15 protein-coding genes and 1 pseudogene are annotated in these 17933 nt (G+C 69.0%); 15 read left to right on the top strand and 1 reads right to left on the bottom strand.

Annotated elements, in window-relative coordinates; all coding sequences use genetic code 11:
- Nucleotides 1-23: 23 nt before the first annotated feature.
- The 15 genes from ACFDS6_RS12480 to glgX all read left to right on the top strand — a co-directional run bounded on the left by ACFDS6_RS12480 (nt 24) and on the right by glgX (nt 17378).
- Nucleotides 24-476 carry an SUF system Fe-S cluster assembly regulator gene (locus tag ACFDS6_RS12480; protein WP_375272502.1) on the top strand — a complete coding sequence of 151 codons (453 nt, stop codon included), beginning with the start codon at nt 24-26 and terminating at the stop codon, nt 474-476.
- The gene (gene sufB, locus ACFDS6_RS12475; RefSeq protein ID WP_375272501.1) at nt 476-1960 is read left to right on the top strand and encodes a Fe-S cluster assembly protein SufB; all 1485 of its coding nucleotides are present in this window, start codon (nt 476-478) and stop codon (nt 1958-1960) included. Before ACFDS6_RS12480 ends, sufB begins: the two co-directional genes overlap by 1 nt.
- Nucleotides 1957-2142 (top strand): hypothetical protein, encoded by a 186-nt coding sequence (locus ACFDS6_RS12470; protein ID WP_375272500.1) that lies wholly within the window; start codon nt 1957-1959, stop codon nt 2140-2142. The genes sufB and ACFDS6_RS12470 overlap by 4 nt, the downstream gene beginning before the upstream one ends.
- Nucleotides 2129-2872 carry a Fe-S cluster assembly ATPase SufC gene (gene sufC / locus ACFDS6_RS12465; RefSeq protein WP_375272499.1) on the top strand — a complete coding sequence of 248 codons (744 nt, stop codon included), beginning with the start codon at nt 2129-2131 and terminating at the stop codon, nt 2870-2872. The genes ACFDS6_RS12470 and sufC overlap by 14 nt, the downstream gene beginning before the upstream one ends.
- 118 nt (nt 2873-2990) lie before the next feature.
- The gene (locus ACFDS6_RS12460; RefSeq protein WP_375272498.1) at nt 2991-4058 is read left to right on the top strand and encodes a SufD family Fe-S cluster assembly protein; all 1068 of its coding nucleotides are present in this window, start codon (nt 2991-2993) and stop codon (nt 4056-4058) included.
- Between the two features lie 214 nt (nt 4059-4272).
- Complete coding sequence (locus ACFDS6_RS12455) at nt 4273-5484, top strand: cysteine desulfurase (RefSeq protein ID WP_375272497.1); 1212 nt, start codon at nt 4273-4275, stop codon at nt 5482-5484.
- Nucleotides 5481-5945 carry an SUF system Fe-S cluster assembly protein gene (locus ACFDS6_RS12450; RefSeq protein WP_375272496.1) on the top strand — a complete coding sequence of 155 codons (465 nt, stop codon included), beginning with the start codon at nt 5481-5483 and terminating at the stop codon, nt 5943-5945. Before ACFDS6_RS12455 ends, ACFDS6_RS12450 begins: the two co-directional genes overlap by 4 nt.
- Nucleotides 5946-5955: 10 nt before the next feature.
- Nucleotides 5956-6312 carry a HesB/IscA family protein gene (locus ACFDS6_RS12445; protein ID WP_375272495.1) on the top strand — a complete coding sequence of 119 codons (357 nt, stop codon included), beginning with the start codon at nt 5956-5958 and terminating at the stop codon, nt 6310-6312.
- A gap of 90 nt (nt 6313-6402) precedes the next feature.
- Nucleotides 6403-8838 (top strand): glycogen/starch/alpha-glucan phosphorylase, encoded by a 2436-nt coding sequence (locus tag ACFDS6_RS12440; RefSeq protein WP_375272494.1) that lies wholly within the window; start codon nt 6403-6405, stop codon nt 8836-8838.
- On the top strand, nt 8835-11000 hold the full coding sequence (glgB, locus tag ACFDS6_RS12435; protein WP_375272492.1) for a 1,4-alpha-glucan branching protein GlgB: 2166 nt from the start codon (nt 8835-8837) through the stop codon (nt 10998-11000). Before ACFDS6_RS12440 ends, glgB begins: the two co-directional genes overlap by 4 nt.
- Entirely contained in the window at nt 10997-11161 is a 165-nt protein-coding gene (locus ACFDS6_RS12430; protein ID WP_375272491.1) for a hypothetical protein, read from the top strand. The genes glgB and ACFDS6_RS12430 overlap by 4 nt, the downstream gene beginning before the upstream one ends.
- Nucleotides 11162-11270: 109 nt before the next feature.
- Nucleotides 11271-12539, top strand: coding sequence for a glucose-1-phosphate adenylyltransferase (gene glgC / locus ACFDS6_RS12425; protein WP_375272490.1), 1269 nt, complete (start codon nt 11271-11273; stop codon nt 12537-12539).
- A gap of 21 nt (nt 12540-12560) precedes the next feature.
- Nucleotides 12561-14009: a glycogen synthase GlgA gene (glgA, locus tag ACFDS6_RS12420; protein ID WP_375272489.1), complete on the top strand. Its 1449-nt coding sequence runs from the start codon at nt 12561-12563 to the stop codon at nt 14007-14009.
- Complete coding sequence (locus ACFDS6_RS12415; RefSeq protein WP_375272487.1) at nt 14006-15628, top strand: alpha-D-glucose phosphate-specific phosphoglucomutase; 1623 nt, start codon at nt 14006-14008, stop codon at nt 15626-15628. The genes glgA and ACFDS6_RS12415 overlap by 4 nt, the downstream gene beginning before the upstream one ends.
- Nucleotides 15615-17378, top strand: a complete 1764-nt coding sequence (gene glgX / locus ACFDS6_RS12410; protein ID WP_375272486.1) for a glycogen debranching protein GlgX — start codon at nt 15615-15617, stop codon at nt 17376-17378. Before ACFDS6_RS12415 ends, glgX begins: the two co-directional genes overlap by 14 nt.
- A gap of 166 nt (nt 17379-17544) precedes the next feature.
- On the opposite strand, the pseudogene ACFDS6_RS12405 reads toward glgX, so the two are convergent.
- Nucleotides 17545-17933, bottom strand: a pseudogene (locus ACFDS6_RS12405) (DNA polymerase IV); the annotation flags it as partial.

Below are 17933 nucleotides of genomic sequence, written 5' to 3'. Positions count from 1 at the left end.
CCGATTTGAGAATTACTCGCAACATGCGCCTGTCATCACTCACCGACTACGCCGTCGTGCTGCTCACTGCGGCCGCGCGGCACTGCGGGGGCGTGGCACGGCTCAACGCGACCATGCTCGCGGAGGAAACGGGTGTTCCGCTGCCGACCGCGCAGAAGCTCGTCAGCCGTCTCTCCGCCGCGGGCCTGATCGACAGTGTGCGCGGCACCGGCGGCGGCTTCCGCCTGTCGCGCCCGCCCTCCGCGATCACCATCGCCGACGTGGTCGAGGCGGTCGAGGGGCCGATCGTTATGACCGCCTGCGTCGACGCGAGCGACCACGACTGCAATCTCTCCGGCGCGTGTCGCGTCAAGCCGCACTGGAACGCGGTCAACGAAGCGGTCCGGGCCGCACTCGCGGGCGTCACGCTCGCGCAGCTCGCCGTCACCCCCGGCACCCCGCCCGCTCCCCGAACTCCGACAAAGGTCCTGGCATAATGGCCACCAAGAACGCCGAAGCCTACGCGGCCGTCTCCAAGACGTACGAGTGGGGCTTTTCCTCCGACATCGAGCAGGACTTCGCGCCCAAGGGGCTGAGCGAGGACACCGTGCGCTACATCTCCGCCAAGAAGGACGAGCCGCAGTGGATGCTCGACTGGCGGCTGAAGGCGTACGCGCGCTGGCTGGAGATGGAGACGCCCGACTGGTCGAAGCTCAACATCGCGCCGATCGACTATCAGGACGCGTACTACTACGCCGAGCCCAAAGCAAAGCCCAAGCTCGGCAGCCTCGACGAGGTCGACCCCGAGATCCTGCGCGTCTACGAGAAGCTCGGCATCCCGATCGCCGAGCAGAAGATGCTTGCGGGCGTCGAGGAGCTCGACGAGAACGGCCAGCCGAAGCGCCGCGTCGCGGTCGACGCGGTGTTCGACTCGGTGTCGGTTGCGACCACCTTCCGCAAGGAGCTGGAGGCCGCCGGCGTCATCTTCCGCTCGATCTCCGAGGCGATCCGCGAGTACCCCGATCTGGTCCGCAAGTGGCTCGGCAAGGTCGTGCCGCAGCACGACAATTACTTCGCCACGCTCAACAGCGCGGTCTTCTCCGACGGCACCTTCGTCTACATTCCGGAGGGCGTCCGCTGTCCGATGGAGCTGTCGACCTATTTCCGCATCAACGCGGAGAACACCGGCCAGTTCGAGCGAACGCTGATCGTCGCCGACAAGGGCAGCTACGTCTCCTATCTGGAGGGCTGCACCGCCCCGATGCGCGACGAGAACCAGCTCCACGCCGCGGTGGTCGAACTCGTCGCGCTTGACGATGCCGAGATTAAATATTCGACCGTGCAGAACTGGTACCCCGGCGACGAGAACGGCGTCGGCGGCATCTACAATTTCGTCACCAAGCGCGCGCTGTGCCAGGGCAAGAACAGCAAGGTGTCGTGGACGCAGGTCGAGACCGGCTCGGCCGTGACGTGGAAATACCCGTCGTGCGTCCTGGCGGGCGAGAACAGCGTCGGCGAATTCTACTCGGTCGCGGTCACCAACAATCGCCAGCAGGCCGACACCGGCACTAAGATGATCCATCTCGGCAAGGGAAGCCGCTCGACCATCGTGTCGAAGGGGATCAGCGCCGGTCGCAGCGACAACACCTATCGCGGCCTCGTCCGCGTCGCGCCGACCGCGGAGGGCGTGCGCAACTTCACCCAGTGCGACAGCCTGCTGCTCGGCGACCAGTGCGGCGCACACACCATCCCCTATATCGAGGTGCGCAACCCCTCGGCGCAGATCGAGCACGAGGCGACCACCTCGAAGATCAGCGACGACCAGATGTTCTACGCCCAGTCACGCGGCCTCGGCAGCGAGGCGGCGGTCGCGCTGATCGTCAACGGCTTCGCGCGCGAGGTGCTGCAACAGCTCCCGATGGAGTTTGCGGTCGAGGCGCAGAAGCTGCTCGGCATCAGCCTCGAGGGGAGCGTTGGGTGACCTACACCCACCGCCGTCATGCTGAACTCGTTTCAGCATCCATCGTGCCTCTGGCGGCCAAGCCGCATCAGGAAGCATGGACCCTGAAGCAAGTTCAGGGTGACGCCAATCAGGTAGGCGCACGACTTCTGCACCGACCATCCGCATTATTTCCGAACCGAGAAGCACATGCTCAAGATTGAAAACCTACACGCCGAGATCGACGGCAAGCCGATCCTCAAGGGCCTGTCGCTCACCGTGAACGCGGGCGAGATTCACGCGATCATGGGGCCGAACGGCGCGGGCAAGTCGACGCTCGGCTACGTGCTCGGCGGTCGCCCAGGCTACGAGGTGACCGAAGGCTCGATCACCTTCGACGGCCACGACCTGCTCGAGATGGAACCGCACGAGCGCGCCGCCGCGGGCGTGTTCCTCGGTTTTCAGTACCCGGTCGAGATTCCCGGCGTCTCGAACGTCCAGTTCCTGCGCGAGAGCCTGAACGCGCAGCGCGCCACTCGCGACGAGAAGCCGCTGTCGGGCGCCGAGTTCCTGAAGCTCGCCCGCGCCGAGGCCGCGCGGCTGGAGATGGACGCCGAGATGCTCAAGCGTCCGGTCAACGTCGGCTTCTCGGGCGGCGAGAAGAAGCGCAACGAGATGGTGCAGATGGGCATCATCGCCCCGCGCTTCGCGATCCTCGACGAGACCGATTCGGGCCTCGACATCGACGCGCTGCGCATCGTCGGCGACGGCATCAACCGCATCATGCGCGCGCCCGACAAGGCGGTGCTGCTCATCACCCATTATCAGCGGCTGCTGGACTACGTGAAGCCCGACGTCGTACACGTCCTCGCCGACGGCCGCATCACCCGCACCGGCGGCGCCGAACTCGCGCACCAGCTGGAGCGCGAAGGCTACGCCGAGGTGGCAGCATGACTATCCTCCCCGGAACGGGGAGGGGGACCAGCGAAGCTGGTGGAGGGGGAGCGCCCCAAGCGCACCACGTGCCTAAAGCCTCAGCTAATAACCCGCTCCCTGCAGCGGAGACCACCCGATGACCACGCTCGAACTCCCCTCCACCCGCGCCGAGGCGTGGCGCTGGGCCGACCTCGGCGCGCTCTCCGCCGCTGCGGCGCTCGCCCCGGTCGCGCGACCCGAGCACGACTTCCTCGACCTGCCCGGTGCGCGGCTGCTGTTCGTCGACGGCCAGCTCGACGAGGGGGCCTCGACGCTCGGCGCGGTCAGGCTCGGTGAGGTCGCGGGCAGCGACCACGCGCTCGGTCGCCACGCGCGCGCCGGCTGGTCGCTCCGCCTCGACGCGCGCGCCGCCGCCGACCCGGTGCAGATCGTCCACATCGCCATGGGCGCGGAGAACCACCTCGCCGCCGAGATCGTCCTCGGCGAGGACACGGTCGGCGAAGTCGTCGAGACCTTCGTCGGTGCCGGCTGGGCCAACCGCTACACCCGGACCAACCTCGCGCGCGGCGCGCGGCTGATGCGCAGCGTCCGTCTGGCACAACCCGCCGGCTTCGTGTCGCTGCGCGAGGAAGCCGACATCGGCGAGGCAGCGAGCCTCGTCACCACCTTCCTCGGCGTCGGCGGGCAGAGCAGCCGCATCGACGCGCAGCTGACGATGTCGGGCGAGGGCGCCTTCGCCGAGTACGGCGGCGCGCTGCTCACCAGCCGCGAGCAGGCGCAGGAGTGCGCCGTCCGCGTCAACCACGCGCAACCCAACGGTTCCTCGCGTCAGGTGTGGCGCGCGGTCGCCGCCGACCGCAGCCGCGCCAGCCTCGCCGCGGCGGTCGAGGTCGCGCGCCACGCGCAGAAGACCGACGGCGAGCAGTCCTTGCGCGGGCTGCTGCTCCACCGCACCGCGACCGTGAACCTGAAGCCCGAGCTCGAGATTTTCGCCGACGACGTGAAGTGCGCGCACGGCGCGACCGTCGGCGAACTCGACCCGCGTGCGCTCTTCTACATGCAGAGCCGCGGCATCCCGCGCCCGCGCGCACAGGCGATCCTGACCCACGCCTTCGTCGCCGACGTGCTCGAACGCATCGGCAACGACACCGTCCGCGCCGCCTTCGAGGCGGACGCCGGCGCCTGGCTGGACGCGGCGTTGTGAGAACGCGCGCGCCGGCTCCGCTGTCCTACACGCCGACCGAGCGCTACCGTGCGCGCGGACCGGTCACGCCGGCGCGTCGTTCTTTCTCCCGTCCGGCCCGATCCACCCACCGCGACGGCGCGCATTGGCCTCACCTTAGCCTCACCTTCCGCTTGTCCGCGTGCCCGAGCACGCGTGGCGGTGCGACCTCAGCGACCCTTCAGCAGGTGCCGGCATGACCCAGACGACGATGGAGCGCCCGCTCGACACGGTTGCCGACTTCCCCGCGATTCCCGACGGCTGGGCCTATCTCGACACCGCCGCCACCTCGCAGAAGCCGCAGGCGGTGATCGACGCGATCACCCGCGGCTACGACGAGACCTACGCCACCGTCCACCGCGGCGTGTACCAGCGCAGCGCCGACATGACGCTCGCCTACGAGGCTGCGCGTAACCGCGTCGCCGCGTTCATCGGCGGCAAGCCTGACGAGATCGTCTTCGTCCGCGGCGCGACCGAGGGGATCAACCTCGTCGCGCATTCCTGGGTGTCGCAGCAACTGAAGGCCGGCGACCGCATCCTGCTGTCGCAGCTGGAGCATCACAGCAACATCGTGCCGTGGCAGATCGCGGCCGAGCGCGTGGGCGCCGCGATCGACGTGATCCCGCTGACGGAGGATCACCGCATCGACCTCGACGCGATGGCGGCGATGATCACGCCGGCGCACAAGTTCGTCGCGCTCGCGCACGTCTCCAACGTGCTCGGCTCGGTGCTCGACGCAGGCCGCGCCAGCGAGATCGCGCACTCGGTCGGCGCGAAGATCCTGATCGACGGCTGCCAGTCGGTGCCGCGGATGACGGTCGACGTCGCCGCGATCGGTTGCGACTTCTACGTCTTCTCCGGGCACAAGCTCTATGGCCCGACCGGCATCGGCGTGCTGTGGGGCCGGGCGGAGCTGCTCGACGCAATGCCGCCCTACCAGGGCGGCGGCTCGATGATCGACCGCGTCTCGTTCGAGCGCTCGACCTACGCCCCCGCGCCGACCCGGTTCGAGGCGGGGACGCCGCACATCGTCGGCGCGCTCGGCCTGCACGCCGCCATCGACTACGTCGCCGCGATCGGGCTGGAGCGCATCCACGCGCACGAAGCGGCGCTGGTCGCCGACACCCGCGCCGCCCTGTCGCACCTCAACTCGGTCCGCGTGTTCGGCCCCGCCGCGTCTGCCGGCATCGTCTCCTTCGCGATGGAGGGGGTGCATCCGCACGATATCGGCACCATCTTGGACGAGAGCCGGGTCGCGATCCGCGCCGGGCATCACTGCGCGCAGCCGCTGATGGCCAGCCTGGGCGTCGATGCCACCGCGCGGGTCAGCTTCGGCGTCTACAACGGACCCAGGGATGTCGAGGCGCTGGTCGCCGGCATGAAACGGGTGAAAAGGATTTTCGGATGAGCGAAGACGCCGACCGGATCGAAGTGCAGGAGGTGGCGGCGGTGACCACACCGCCGCGCGCGCGTGTCGAGGACGCGGTCGACCAGCCGCGCGAGCGCGACTACCTGACCGGCTTCCTCCAGCAGAAGCCTGCCGGCGACAAGCCCGGTGAGCCCGGCGGCGCGCTGTACGAGGGCGTGATCGACGCGCTGAAGGACATCTTCGACCCCGAGATTCCGGTCAACATCTACGACCTCGGCCTGATCTACGGCGTCGAGGTGACCGACGAGGGGCAGGCGATCGTCACCATGACGCTCACCACCCCGCACTGCCCGGTCGCCGAGTCGATGCCCGCCGAGGTCGAGATGCGCGTGGCCGCCGTGCCCGGCATCGCCTTCGCCGACGTCAACCTCGTCTGGGACCCGCCGTGGGACCCGCAGAAGATGTCGGACGACGCCAAGCTCGAACTCGGCATGCTATGAGGATGACGCGATGATCGATGTCCGTACCCGCGCCCGCCCCGCCGCGCTCAACCTCACCCCGACTGCCGAGGCACGCATCGCCGCACTGATGGCGCGCGCGCCAGAGGGCGCGATCGGCGTCAAGCTGTCGACCCCGCGCCGCGGCTGCTCGGGCCTCGCCTACTCGGTCGACTACGTGACCGAGGCGACGCCGTTCGACGAGAAGATCGAGACGCCCGGCGGTACGCTCTACGTCGACGGCGGCTCGATCCTGTACCTGATCGGCTCGACGATGGACTGGGTCGAGGACGATTTCACCGCCGGCTTCGTGTTCAACAATCCCAACGCCAAGGGCGCGTGCGGCTGCGGCGAGAGCTTCACCGTTTGAGCTAAATTCCTTCGGGTCGGTGCGACCGGACGTGACAAGTGGGCGTTGTCCCTCCTAATCCTGTCTTCAAGCACTAATCGGGGGTCCTGCTTGAACGCTCCAACCGTCGTCGCCGCGCCATCGACCGAGCGCGGGTCCCTGGCGTCCGCCATCCTCGACACGCTCGTCCACCGCATCGGCAAGGATGAGCACGCCGCGCGCCCGCACGACTGGCTCGCGGCCACCATCCTGACCGTGCGCAACGAGATCATCGAGCGCTGGATGGACTCGACCCGCGCCGCGCACGCCGCCGGTGCCAAGCGCGTCTATTATCTCAGCCTCGAATTCCTGATCGGCCGCCTGCTGCGCGACACGCTGTCGAACCTGCTCAAGACCGACGAGGTCGCCTCCGCGCTGTCCGAACTCGGCGTCTCGCTCGCCGAGTTGGAGGAGATCGAGCCCGACGCCGCGCTCGGCAACGGCGGTCTCGGCCGGCTCGCCGCCTGTTTCATGGAGAGCATGGCGACGCTCGACCTGCCGGGCTACGGCTACGGCATCCGCTACGTCAACGGCATGTTCCGCCAGCGGATCGACAACGGCTGGCAGATGGAGCTGCCCGAGACCTGGCTCGCCCACGGCAACCCGTGGGAATTCGAGCGTCGCGAGAGCGCCTACTTCATCGGCTTCGGCGGCGAGGTGACCGGCAGCGAGCAGGGCGCGGTCCACTGGCACCCGGCGGAAGGCGTCGAGGCGGTGGCGGTCGACACGCCGATGGTCGGCTGGCGCGGCCGCCGCGTCAACACGCTCCGGCTATGGACCGCGCGCGCCTTCGACCCAATCAAGCTCGACGCGTTCAACGCCGGCGACTTCCAGGGTGCGCTCGCCGACCAGCTGCGCGCCGAGACGCTGACCCGCGTCCTCTACCCCAACGACAGCACCGCCGCGGGGCAGGAGTTGCGGCTCCGGCAGGAGTATTTCTTCTCCTCCGCCTCGATCCAGGACATCGTGCGCCGCCACGTCCAGTATTTCGGCGACGTCCACACGCTTCCGGACAAGGCGGCGATCCAGCTCAACGACACTCATCCCGCCGTGTCCGTCGCGGAACTGATGCGGCTGCTGATCGACCATCACGAACTGACCTTCGACGAGGCGTGGGACGTGACCCGCGCCACCTTCGGCTACACCAACCACACGCTGTTGCCCGAGGCGCTGGAGAGCTGGCCGCTGCCGCTGTTCGAGCGCATGCTGCCGCGCCACATGCAACTCGTCTACGCGATCAACGCCCGGCTGCTGCGTGAGGCGCGCGGCACCGACGGCATCGACGACCGCGCGATCGCCGCGATCAGCCTGATCGACGAGGGGGGCGAGCGTCGCGTCCGCATGGCAAATCTCGCCTTCGCCGGCTCGCACAGTGTCAACGGCGTCGCCGCGCTCCACACCGACCTGATGAAGCGGACGGTGTTCGCCGACCTGCACCGGCTCTACCCGACGCGGATCAACAACAAGACCAACGGCATCACGCCCCGGCGGTGGCTGCAGGAGTGCAACCCAGCGCTCACCACGCTGATCCGCGAGAGCATCGGCGACCGCTTCCTCGACGACGCGACCGCACTGTCCGAGCTCGCGCCGTTCGCCGACGACGCAGGTTTTCGCGAGCGCTTCGCCGCGGTCAAGCGCGCCAACAAGGTCGCGTTGGCGCAGCACCTGCGCGCCGACATGGGGCTCCGGCTCGACCCCGACGCGATCTTCGACGTCCAGATCAAGCGCATCCACGAGTACAAGCGCCAGCTGCTCAACCTCGTCGAGACGGTCGCACTCTACGATCAGATCCGCAGCTATCCCGACCGCGATTGGACCCCGCGGGTCAAGCTGTTCGCGGGCAAGGCAGCATCGAGCTATCACAATGCCAAGCTGGTCATCAAATTGGCGAACGACGTGGCGCGGCGGATCAACGCCGACCCGGCGATCGGCGGGCTGCTCAAGGTCGCGTTCGTCCCCAACTACAACGTCAGCCTGGCCGAGAAGATGGTGCCAGCGGCCGATCTGTCCGAGCAGATCTCGACCGCCGGCATGGAGGCGTCGGGCACGGGCAACATGAAGTTCGCGCTGAACGGGGCGCTCACCATCGGTACGCTGGACGGCGCCAACGTCGAGATCAGGGACCATGTCGGCGCGGACAACATCGTGATCTTCGGCATGACCGCCGACGAGGTCGCGGCGAAGCGCTCCAACGGCTACGATCCGCGCCAGGTGATCGAGGCATCGCGCGAACTGTCGCAGGCGATCAACGCGATCGCCTCGGGCGTGTTCTCGCCCGACGATCCCGACCGGTACAAGGACCTGATGCAGGGTCTGTACGATCACGACTGGTTCATGGTCGCGGGCGACTTCGACGCTTATGCCGCCGCCCAGCGCGACGTCGACGCGCGCTGGCGCGACCGCGACGCCTGGGGCCGCTCGGCGGTGCTCAACGTCGCCAACATGGGCTGGTTCTCGTCCGATCGCACCATCGCCGAATATGCGCGCGACATCTGGAACGTGATGTGACCCCGCCCGACGAGGCGATCGCCGCGCTGCTCGACGGGCGGCACGACGATCCCTTCGCCTTGCTGGGGTCCCACGCCGGACCCGAGGGCACGTTCGCGCGCACCTGGATACCGGGCGCCGACCGCGCCGTCGCGCACACGCTCGCGGGCGAGCCGCTCGGCGGGCTCGCGCGCGTCGACGATCGCGGGCTGTTCGAGGGGGTGATCGCGGGCGACCCGCAACCGCTGCGCTACCGCGCGAGCGGGGCAGGGGGCGATTGGTGGGTCGGCGACCCCTACAGCTTCGGCCCCGTGCTGGGCCCGGTCGACGACCTGCTGATGGTCGAGGGCACGCACAAGCGGCTCTACGACAAGCTCGGCGCGCACGAGATCGAGCACGAAGGGGCGAGCGGCATCCACTTCGCGGTCTGGGCGCCCAACGCGCAGCGCGTCTCGGTCGTCGGCGACTTCAACAACTGGAACGGCGCGCGCCACACCATGCGCCGCCGCGGCGACGCCGGCGCATGGGAAATCTTCGTTCCCGATCTCGGCGCCGGGCGCGCCTACAAGTACGAGATCGTCGGCCCCGACGGCCTGACGCAGCCGCTCAAGGCCGATCCGTTCGCCTTCGCCGCCGAGCTGCGCCCCGCCACTGCGTCGATCACCACCGCCGCGCCGACCCACGTCTGGGGCGACGATGCGCACCGCGAGGCATGGGGTCAGGTCGACGCGCGCCGTGTGCCGATCAGCATCTACGAGGTCCACGCCGGATCGTGGGACCGCGACGAGCACGGCTGGTTCCTGACGTGGGACGCGCTCGCCGACCGGCTGATCCCCTACGTCGTCTCGATGGGGTTCACCCATATCGAGTTCATGCCGATCAGCGAGTACCCCTACGATCCCAGCTGGGGCTATCAGGCGACCGGGCTCTACGCGCCCTCGGCGCGCTTCGGCGATCACGAGGGGTTCGCGCGCTTCGTCGACGGCGCGCACCGCGCCGGGCTGGGCGTCATCCTCGACTGGGTGCCCGCGCACTTCCCGATCGACGCGCACGGGCTCGCGCGCTTCGACGGCACCGCGCTGTACGAGCACGAGGACCCGCGGCTCGGCTTCCACCCCGACTGGAACACCGCGATCTACAATTACGGTCGGCGCGAGGTCGCGTCGTTCCTGACCAACAACGCGTTGTTCTGGGCCGAGCGCTACCACGTCGATGCGTTACGCGTCGATGCGGTCGCCTCGATGCTCTACCGCGACTACAGCCGCAAACCCGGCGAGTGGATCCCCAACGAGGCCGGCGGGCGCGAGAATTGGGAAGCGGTCGATTTCCTGCGCGGCGTCAACCGCGCGGTCTACGCCGAGCACCCCGGCGTGTTCACGGTCGCCGAGGAATCGACCAGCTGGCCCGGCGTCAGCCAGCCCGCGTTCGAGGAGGGCGCGCGCGCGAGCCTGGGGTTCGGGTTCAAGTGGAACATGGGCTGGATGCACGACACGCTGCAGTACATGGCGCGCGAGCCGGTCCACCGGAAACACCATCACGAGGGCCTCACCTTCGGGCTGATGTACGCCTTCAGCGAGAACTTCGTCCTGCCGCTCAGCCACGACGAGGTCGTCCACGGCAAGGGTTCGCTGCTGACCAAGATGTCGGGCGACGACTGGCAGCAGTTCGCCAATCTGCGCGCTTATTATGCGATAATGTGGGGCTATCCCGGCAAGAAGCTGCTGTTCATGGGGCAGGAGTTCGCGCAGCGCCGCGAGTGGAGCGAGGAGCGCGCGCTCGACTGGCACCTGCTCAAATCATCCGCGCACGACGGGGTGCGCAAGCTGGTGCGCGACCTGAACCGCCTCTATCGCGAGAAGCCGGCTCTCCACGCGCGCGACTGCGAGATGGACGGGTTCGAGTGGGCAGTCGCCGACGATGCGGAGAACTCGGTCTTCGTGTGGCTGCGCAAGGCGCCGGGCGCGCCGACGATCGCGGTGATCGCCAACATGACTCCGGTCGCGCGCATGCCCTATCCGGTGCCGCTGCCGCACGACGGCCGCTGGCGCGAAATCCTAAATTCCGACGCGCACGATTACTGGGGCTCGGGGCTCGGCAACCTCGGCGGTGTGATCGCGGAGGATGGCAGCGCCAACGTGACGCTGCCCCCGCTCGCGACGATCATGCTGGAATATGCCGCATGACCGCGCGCCGTTACGCCACCAGCTCCCAGGTAATGAACGACACCAGCCAGAAGGCGAGCGACAGCAACGTCGCGACGACGATGCCGCGGATCGGGTCGCTGGGTGCCGCCTCTGACGGCGTGGTCGATGGGGTTTCTGGTAAGGACAAGACGTCCGAATGAACCTGTTCCAGCGCGATCCGCTCCTTGTGTCGCTCACCTCTTCGCGGGCGAGATACACAAAAGTACGTTAACCAACGAACGCGCGCAACGAAAAGAAAGGACAGGCGGAATGACGGAGAGGGATCATCGACGCAGCCACCCGCTCGCGCGCGACGCGATGGCCTATGTCCTGGCGGGCGGACGCGGCAGCCGGTTGGCCGAGCTGACCGACACGCGCGCCAAGCCCGCAGTCTATTTCGGCGGCAAGAGTCGGATCATCGACTTCGCGCTGTCGAATGCGATCAACTCCGGCATCCGCCGCATCGGCGTCGCGACCCAGTACAAGGCGCACAGCCTGATCCGCCACCTCCAGCGCGGCTGGAACTTCCTGCGCCCCGAACGCAACGAGAGTTTCGACATCCTTCCCGCCTCGCAGCGCGTCAGCGAGTTCCAGTGGTACGAAGGCACCGCCGACGCCGTCTACCAGAACATCGACATCATCGAGAGCTACGCGCCCGAGTTCATGGTCATCCTGGCGGGCGACCACATCTACAAGATGGACTATGAAGTGATGCTCCAGCAGCATTGCAACAGCGGCGCCGACGTGACCGTCGCCTGCATGGAGGTGCCGCGGGTGGAGGCGGTGGCGTTCGGCGTGATGCACGTCGACGAGCAGGACCGCATCATCGCCTTCGTCGAGAAACCCGCCGACCCGCCCGCGATCCCCGGCCAGCCCGACGTCGCGCTCGCCAGCCTCGGCATCTACGTCTTCTCGACCCGGCTGCTGATCGAGCAATTGCGCCGCGACGCCGACACGCCGGGGTCGAACCGCGACTTCGGCAAGGACCTGATCCCCTATCTAGTCGAGCACGGCCACGCGCAGGCGCACCGGTTCGGCGACAGCTGCGTCCGCACCGCCGAGGAGCCCGCCGCCTACTGGCGCGACGTCGGCACCGTGGACGCCTACTGGGAGGCGAACATCGACCTGACCGATGTCGTGCCCCAGCTCGACCTCTACGATCGCAGCTGGCCGCTGTGGACCTACTCGGAGATCACCCCACCGGCCAAGTTCGTCCACGACCTCGACGGGCGGCGCGGGTCGGCGGTGTCGAGCCTGATCGCGGGCGATTGCATCGTCTCGGGCTCGACCATCCACCGCTCGCTGTTGTCCACCGGCGTGCGCGCGCACAGCTATTCCTGCCTCGATGAAGCGGTGGTGCTGCCCTATACCCACATCGGTCGCGGCGCGCGGCTGAACCGCGTCGTGATCGACCGCGGCGTCCACATACCCGACGGGCTGGTGGTGGGCGAGGACCCGGTCGCCGACGCGCACCGCTTCCGCCGCACCGACAAGGGCATCTGCCTAATTACCCAGCCGATGATCGACCGGCTGGGCTGAAGCGGCAGGATTGCTCTGGGAATGACGATGCGCGTCCTCTCCGTCGCCTCCGAGGCGTATCCGCTGGTCAAGACCGGCGGGCTCGCCGACGTGGTCGGCGCGCTGCCCGCCGCGCTCGCCGCGCACGACGTGGAGACGACTACGCTGATCCCGAGCTATCCCGCGGTCACGGCCGCGCTCGGGAAGGCGCGCGCGGTGCACCGCTGGCCCGCCTTGGTCGGCACGCCCGCGCGGCTGCTGTCGGGTGAGATCGACGGGCACCCGCTGCTGGTGCTCGACGCGCCCGAGCTGTTCGCGCGCGACGGCAATATCTACGCCGACCCGGGCGGCAAGGACTGGCACGACAATTGGCGCCGCTTCGCCGCGCTCGCGCGCGCCGCGGCCGACCTCGGCTCGGGCGCGGTGAAGGGGCGCAGCTTCGACGTCATCCACGCGCACGACTGGCAGGCCGCACTCGCGCCCGTCTACCTGCGCCATGCACCCGCAGGCGAGACGGTCGCGCGATCGGTGATCACGGTCCACAACATCGCGTTCCAGGGCTGGTTCGATCCCGGTATCCTGCCGTGGCTGGGACTGCCGGACGATCTGTTCACGCTCGACGGCATCGAGTTCTTCGGCGGTGTGGGTTATCTGAAGGGCGGCATGCAGTTCGCCGACGCGATCACCACGGTCAGCCCGTCCTACGCGCAGGAAATCCTCTCGCCGGAGTTCGGCATGGGGCTGGAGGGGCTCGTCGCCGCGCGGCGTGACCGCGTCTCGGGGATCGTCAACGGCATCGACCCCGCGATCTGGAATTCCGCGACCGACGCCGCGCTGCCGGCGCGCTACACCGACCGCACACTCGGCAAGCGCGTCGCGAACAAGCGCGCGATCGAGACACGCTTCGGGCTCGAACCCGGTGACGGCCCGATCTTCACCGTGATCAGCCGGCTGACGTGGCAGAAGGGGATGGATGTGCTCGGCGAGTGCGTCGACGATCTCGTCGCAGCGGGCGGGCGGCTCGCGCTGCTCGGCTCGGGTGACCCCGCGCTGGAGGACGCGTTCCGCCTCGCCGCCGATCGCCACCCCGGCCGCGTCGGCGTGACCATCGGCTACGACGAGCCGGTGTCGCACCTGCTCCAGGGCGGCGCCGACGCAATCCTGATCCCGTCGCGGTTCGAGCCGTGCGGGCTGACGCAGCTCTACGGCCTCGCCTATGGCTGCGTGCCGGTCGTCGCGCGCACCGGCGGGCTCGCCGACACGATCATCGACGCGAACGAGGCTGCGGTCACGGGGGGCGTCGCGACCGGCATCCAGTTCACCGGCGTCTCGCGCGACGCACTCACCGCCGCCATCGCGCGCGCCGTTCGCCTCTACGCCGACCGCGCGACCTGGACGACGATCCAGAAGCGCGGGATGCGCAGCGACTTTTCCTGGGATCGTAGCGGGCTTCGCTACGCCCAACTCTACCGGGGGCTCCTCGACACATGATCCGCGCCGTTCCGACCACGCCTTTTCCCGACCAGAAACCCGGCACCTCGGGCCTGCGCAAGAAGGTGCGCGTGTTCCAGCAGACCAACTACGCCGAGAACTTCATCCAGTCAGTGTTCGACGTGATCGAGCGCGAGCGCGCCGGCGCGACGCTGGTGATCGGCGGCGACGGCCGCTTCCTCAACCGCGAGGTGATCCAGGTCGCGATCCGCATGGCGGCGGCGGCGACCTTCGCGCGCGTCGTGGTGGGGCAGGGCGGCATTCTGTCCACGCCCGCCGCGTCCAACCTGATTCGCAAGCGTGGCGCTCTCGGCGGCCTTATCCTGTCCGCCAGCCACAATCCCGGCGGACCGGACGAGGATTTCGGCATCAAGTACAACGTGTCGAACGGCGGCCCCGCGCCCGAGGGTGTGACCGACGCGATCTACGCGCGCACGAAGGTGATCGACACCTGGTACGCCGCGGACACTCCCGACATCGACCTCGACGCGCTCGGCGCGGTGGACGTCGCCGGCATGACGGTCGAGGTGGTCGACCCGGTCGCCGCCTATGCCGAGCTGATGGAAACGTTGTTCGACTTCGCCGCCATCCGCGCGGCCGATCTGACGATGGCGTTCGACGCGATGAGCGCGGTGACCGGCCCCTACGCGACCGAGATCCTCGAGCGCCGGCTCGGCTTCGCGCCCGGCACGGTGCGCAACGGCACGCCCTTGCCCGATTTCGGCGGCCACCACCCCGACCCCAATCTCGTCCACGCGCGCCAACTCTATGACACGATGATGGGGGAGGGCGCGCCCGATTTTGGTGCCGCCTCGGACGGCGACGGCGACCGCAACCTCATCATCGGGCGCGGGCGGTTCGTGACGCCGTCGGACAGCCTCGCGATGCTCGCCGCCAACGCGCATCTCGCCCCCGGCTACGCGGGCGGGCTGAAGGGCATCGCGCGTTCGATGCCGACCAGCGCCGCCGCCGACCGCGTCGCGGCCGAACTCGGCATCCCGGCCTATGAGACGCCGACGGGGTGGAAGTTCTTCGGCAATTTGCTCGACGCGGGAATGGCAACGATCTGCGGCGAGGAGAGTGCAGGCACGGGCAGCGACCACGTGCGCGAAAAGGACGGGCTGTGGGCAGTGCTCTTGTGGCTCAACATCCTCGCCGCGACCGGCAAGAGCGTGGACGAACTCGCGTGCGATCACTGGGCGCGCTTCGGACGCAATTACTACGCCCGCCACGATTACGAGGGTGTCGACAGCAATGCCGCCGACGCGCTGATGCGTGACCTGCGCGGCAAGCTCGCGACCTTGCCGGGTACGACGATCGGCGCGCTGACGATCGCTGAGGCCGACGACTTCGCCTACACCGACCCGACCGACGGCTCAGTCAGCGCCAACCAGGGCGTCCGCATCCTGTTCGAGGGCGGCAGCCGCGTCGTGTTCCGCCTGTCGGGCACCGGCACCAGCGGCGCGACGCTGCGCGTCTACCTCGAACGCTACGAGTCCGTGGACGGCGACCTCGACGCCGACACGGGCGCGATGCTCGCTGACATCGTCGCCGCCGCGGACGAACTCGCCGGCATCCGCCACCACACCGGTCGCAACGAGCCCGATGTCGTCACCTGAGCTCGGCGCGCGCGTCGGGCCGGACGGAACCAGCTTCGCCGTCCGTGCGCCGGCGGCAGACGCAGCGTGGCTGTGCCTGTTCGACGGCGAGACGGAGCGTCGCGTCGCCATGACGCGCGACGGCGCGATCTGGCGCGCGGACGTGATGGGCGCGGGCGAGGGCACCCGCTACGGCTACCGCGCCGACGGCCCACCGCCGCACGACCTGTCCAAGCTGCTGGTCGACCCCTATGCCACCACGCTAGACCGCCCCTTCGCCTACCACCCGAGATTGGGCGAGCGCGGCGTCGACACCGCCGCGCTCGTACCCAAGGCGGTGGTGAGCGCGCCGTCGTCGGTGACGCCCGCCTCACCGGTGTTCCGCCACGGCGGCCTCGTCTACGAACTCAACGTCCGCGGCTTCACCATGCTGCACCCCGACTTGCCCGAGGCGCAGCGCGGCACGATCGCGGCGCTCGCGCATCCCGCGGTGATCGCGCACCTGACCAAGCTCGGCGTCGACGCGGTCGAGCTGATGCCCGTGGTCGCCTGGATCGACGAGCGGCACTTGGCGCCGCTCGGCCTCGCGAACGCCTGGGGCTACAACCCCGTCGTGCCGATGGCGCTAGACCCGCGCGTCGCGCCGGGCGGCGTCGCCGAGCTGCGCGACACGGTCGCGGCGCTGCGGCAGGCCGGCATCGGCGTGATCCTCGATCTCGTGTTCAACCACACCGGCGAGAGCGACGCGTTCGGCCCGACGCTGTCGCTGCGCGGTCTCGACGATGCCGCCTACGCGCGCGACGGCGAGGGGCGCCTCATCAACGACGCGGGCACCGGCAACACGCTTGACTTCGCTTATCCAGCGGTTCGCGAGCTGACGCTCGCCAGCATGCGCCACTTCGTCGCGACCTGCGGCGTCGATGGCTTCCGCTTCGACCTCGCCACCGTGATGGCACGCGGTCCCGGCTTCGACGCACAGGCGCCGATCTTCGCCGAGATCGCCGCCGACCCGCTGCTCGCCGACCGCGTGCTGATCGCGGAGCCGTGGGACACGGGGCCCGGCGGCTATCAGCTCGGCGCCTTCCCGCCCGACTGGCTCGAGTGGAACGACCGCTTCCGCGACGACGTGCGCCGTTTCTGGCGCGGCGACGGCAACAGCGGCGCGCTGGCGACCCGGCTGTCGGGGTCGAGCGACGTGTTCGGCGACAGCGCCACGCGCAGCGTCAACTTCGTCGCCGCGCACGATGGCTTCACGCTCGCCGACACGGTCGCGTACGCCGAGCGCCACAACCACGCCAACGGCGAGAACAACCGTGACGGCCACGCGCACGAGGTATCGTGGAACAACGGCTCGGAAGGTGCCTGCGACGACGCCGGGGTGACCGAGCGCCGCCACGCCGACCAGCGGGCGCTGCTCGCCACCCTGTTCGCCACCCGCGGCACAATCATGTTGACCGCGGGGGACGAGTTCGGTCGCTCGCAACGCGGCAACAACAACGCCTACGCGCAGGACAATGCGACCACCTGGCTCGACTGGCACGCGCGCGACCGGCAGCTGGAGGATTACGTCGCCGGCCTCTCGCGACAGCGCCGCGCTGTGCCCGCGCTGTCCGACCCGACGATCCGACACGACGCGCGCTGGTGCCGGCTCGACGGCGGCGAGATGACGCAGGCGGATTGGGATAGCAGCGCGGGGTTCGCGATGACGGTCGGCGACGTCACGCTGCGGGTTGACCGTGATGCCCGATCGGTGACGCTTACGCTGGGTTGAGCGGCGGCGCACTCTTAAACGCGTGGGCCATAAACGATCTCAGCCTGACGATCGGCCACAATCTGAGTGGGCAGCGCCGCGGGCGAAGCCCGCGTCGTCGGTCGGCGCGGTGCGCCGCCGGCCGCGCTGGTCGCCTAGCCGCGCAATAGCTTCGGCTATTGCGCGGCTAGGCGACCAGCGGCAATCCTGGCTGCACCTCCTCATGCCCGCGCACGATTCTCGAAAGCGTCAGCCCCAGCAGCCGGATGCCGCCTGCGACCGGCAGCTCGGGCGCGATCAGCAGGCGGCCGATCGCCAGCATCTCCGCCTCGCTCGCCACCGGATCGCTCACCGATCGCGCGCGCGTTATGGTGTGGAACTGGCTGTCGCGCAGCTTGAGCGTCACCGTCCGCCCGCGCGCCTGCTTGCGCTCGATCCGCGTCCAGGCTGCCGAGGCGACGTGCGCCAGCGCGGTGTCGATCTCTTCGGGCGCGGACAGGTTGGTCTCGAACGTCCGCTCCGCCCCGATCGACTTGCTCTCGCGGCTGGAGCGCACCGGCCGCTCGTCGACGCCGC

This window comes from Sphingomonas sp., assembly GCF_042095875.1.
In the GTDB taxonomy this organism is placed as follows: domain Bacteria; phylum Pseudomonadota; class Alphaproteobacteria; order Sphingomonadales; family Sphingomonadaceae; genus Sphingomonas.
This window is presented reverse-complemented; position numbering and strand designations above follow the sequence as displayed.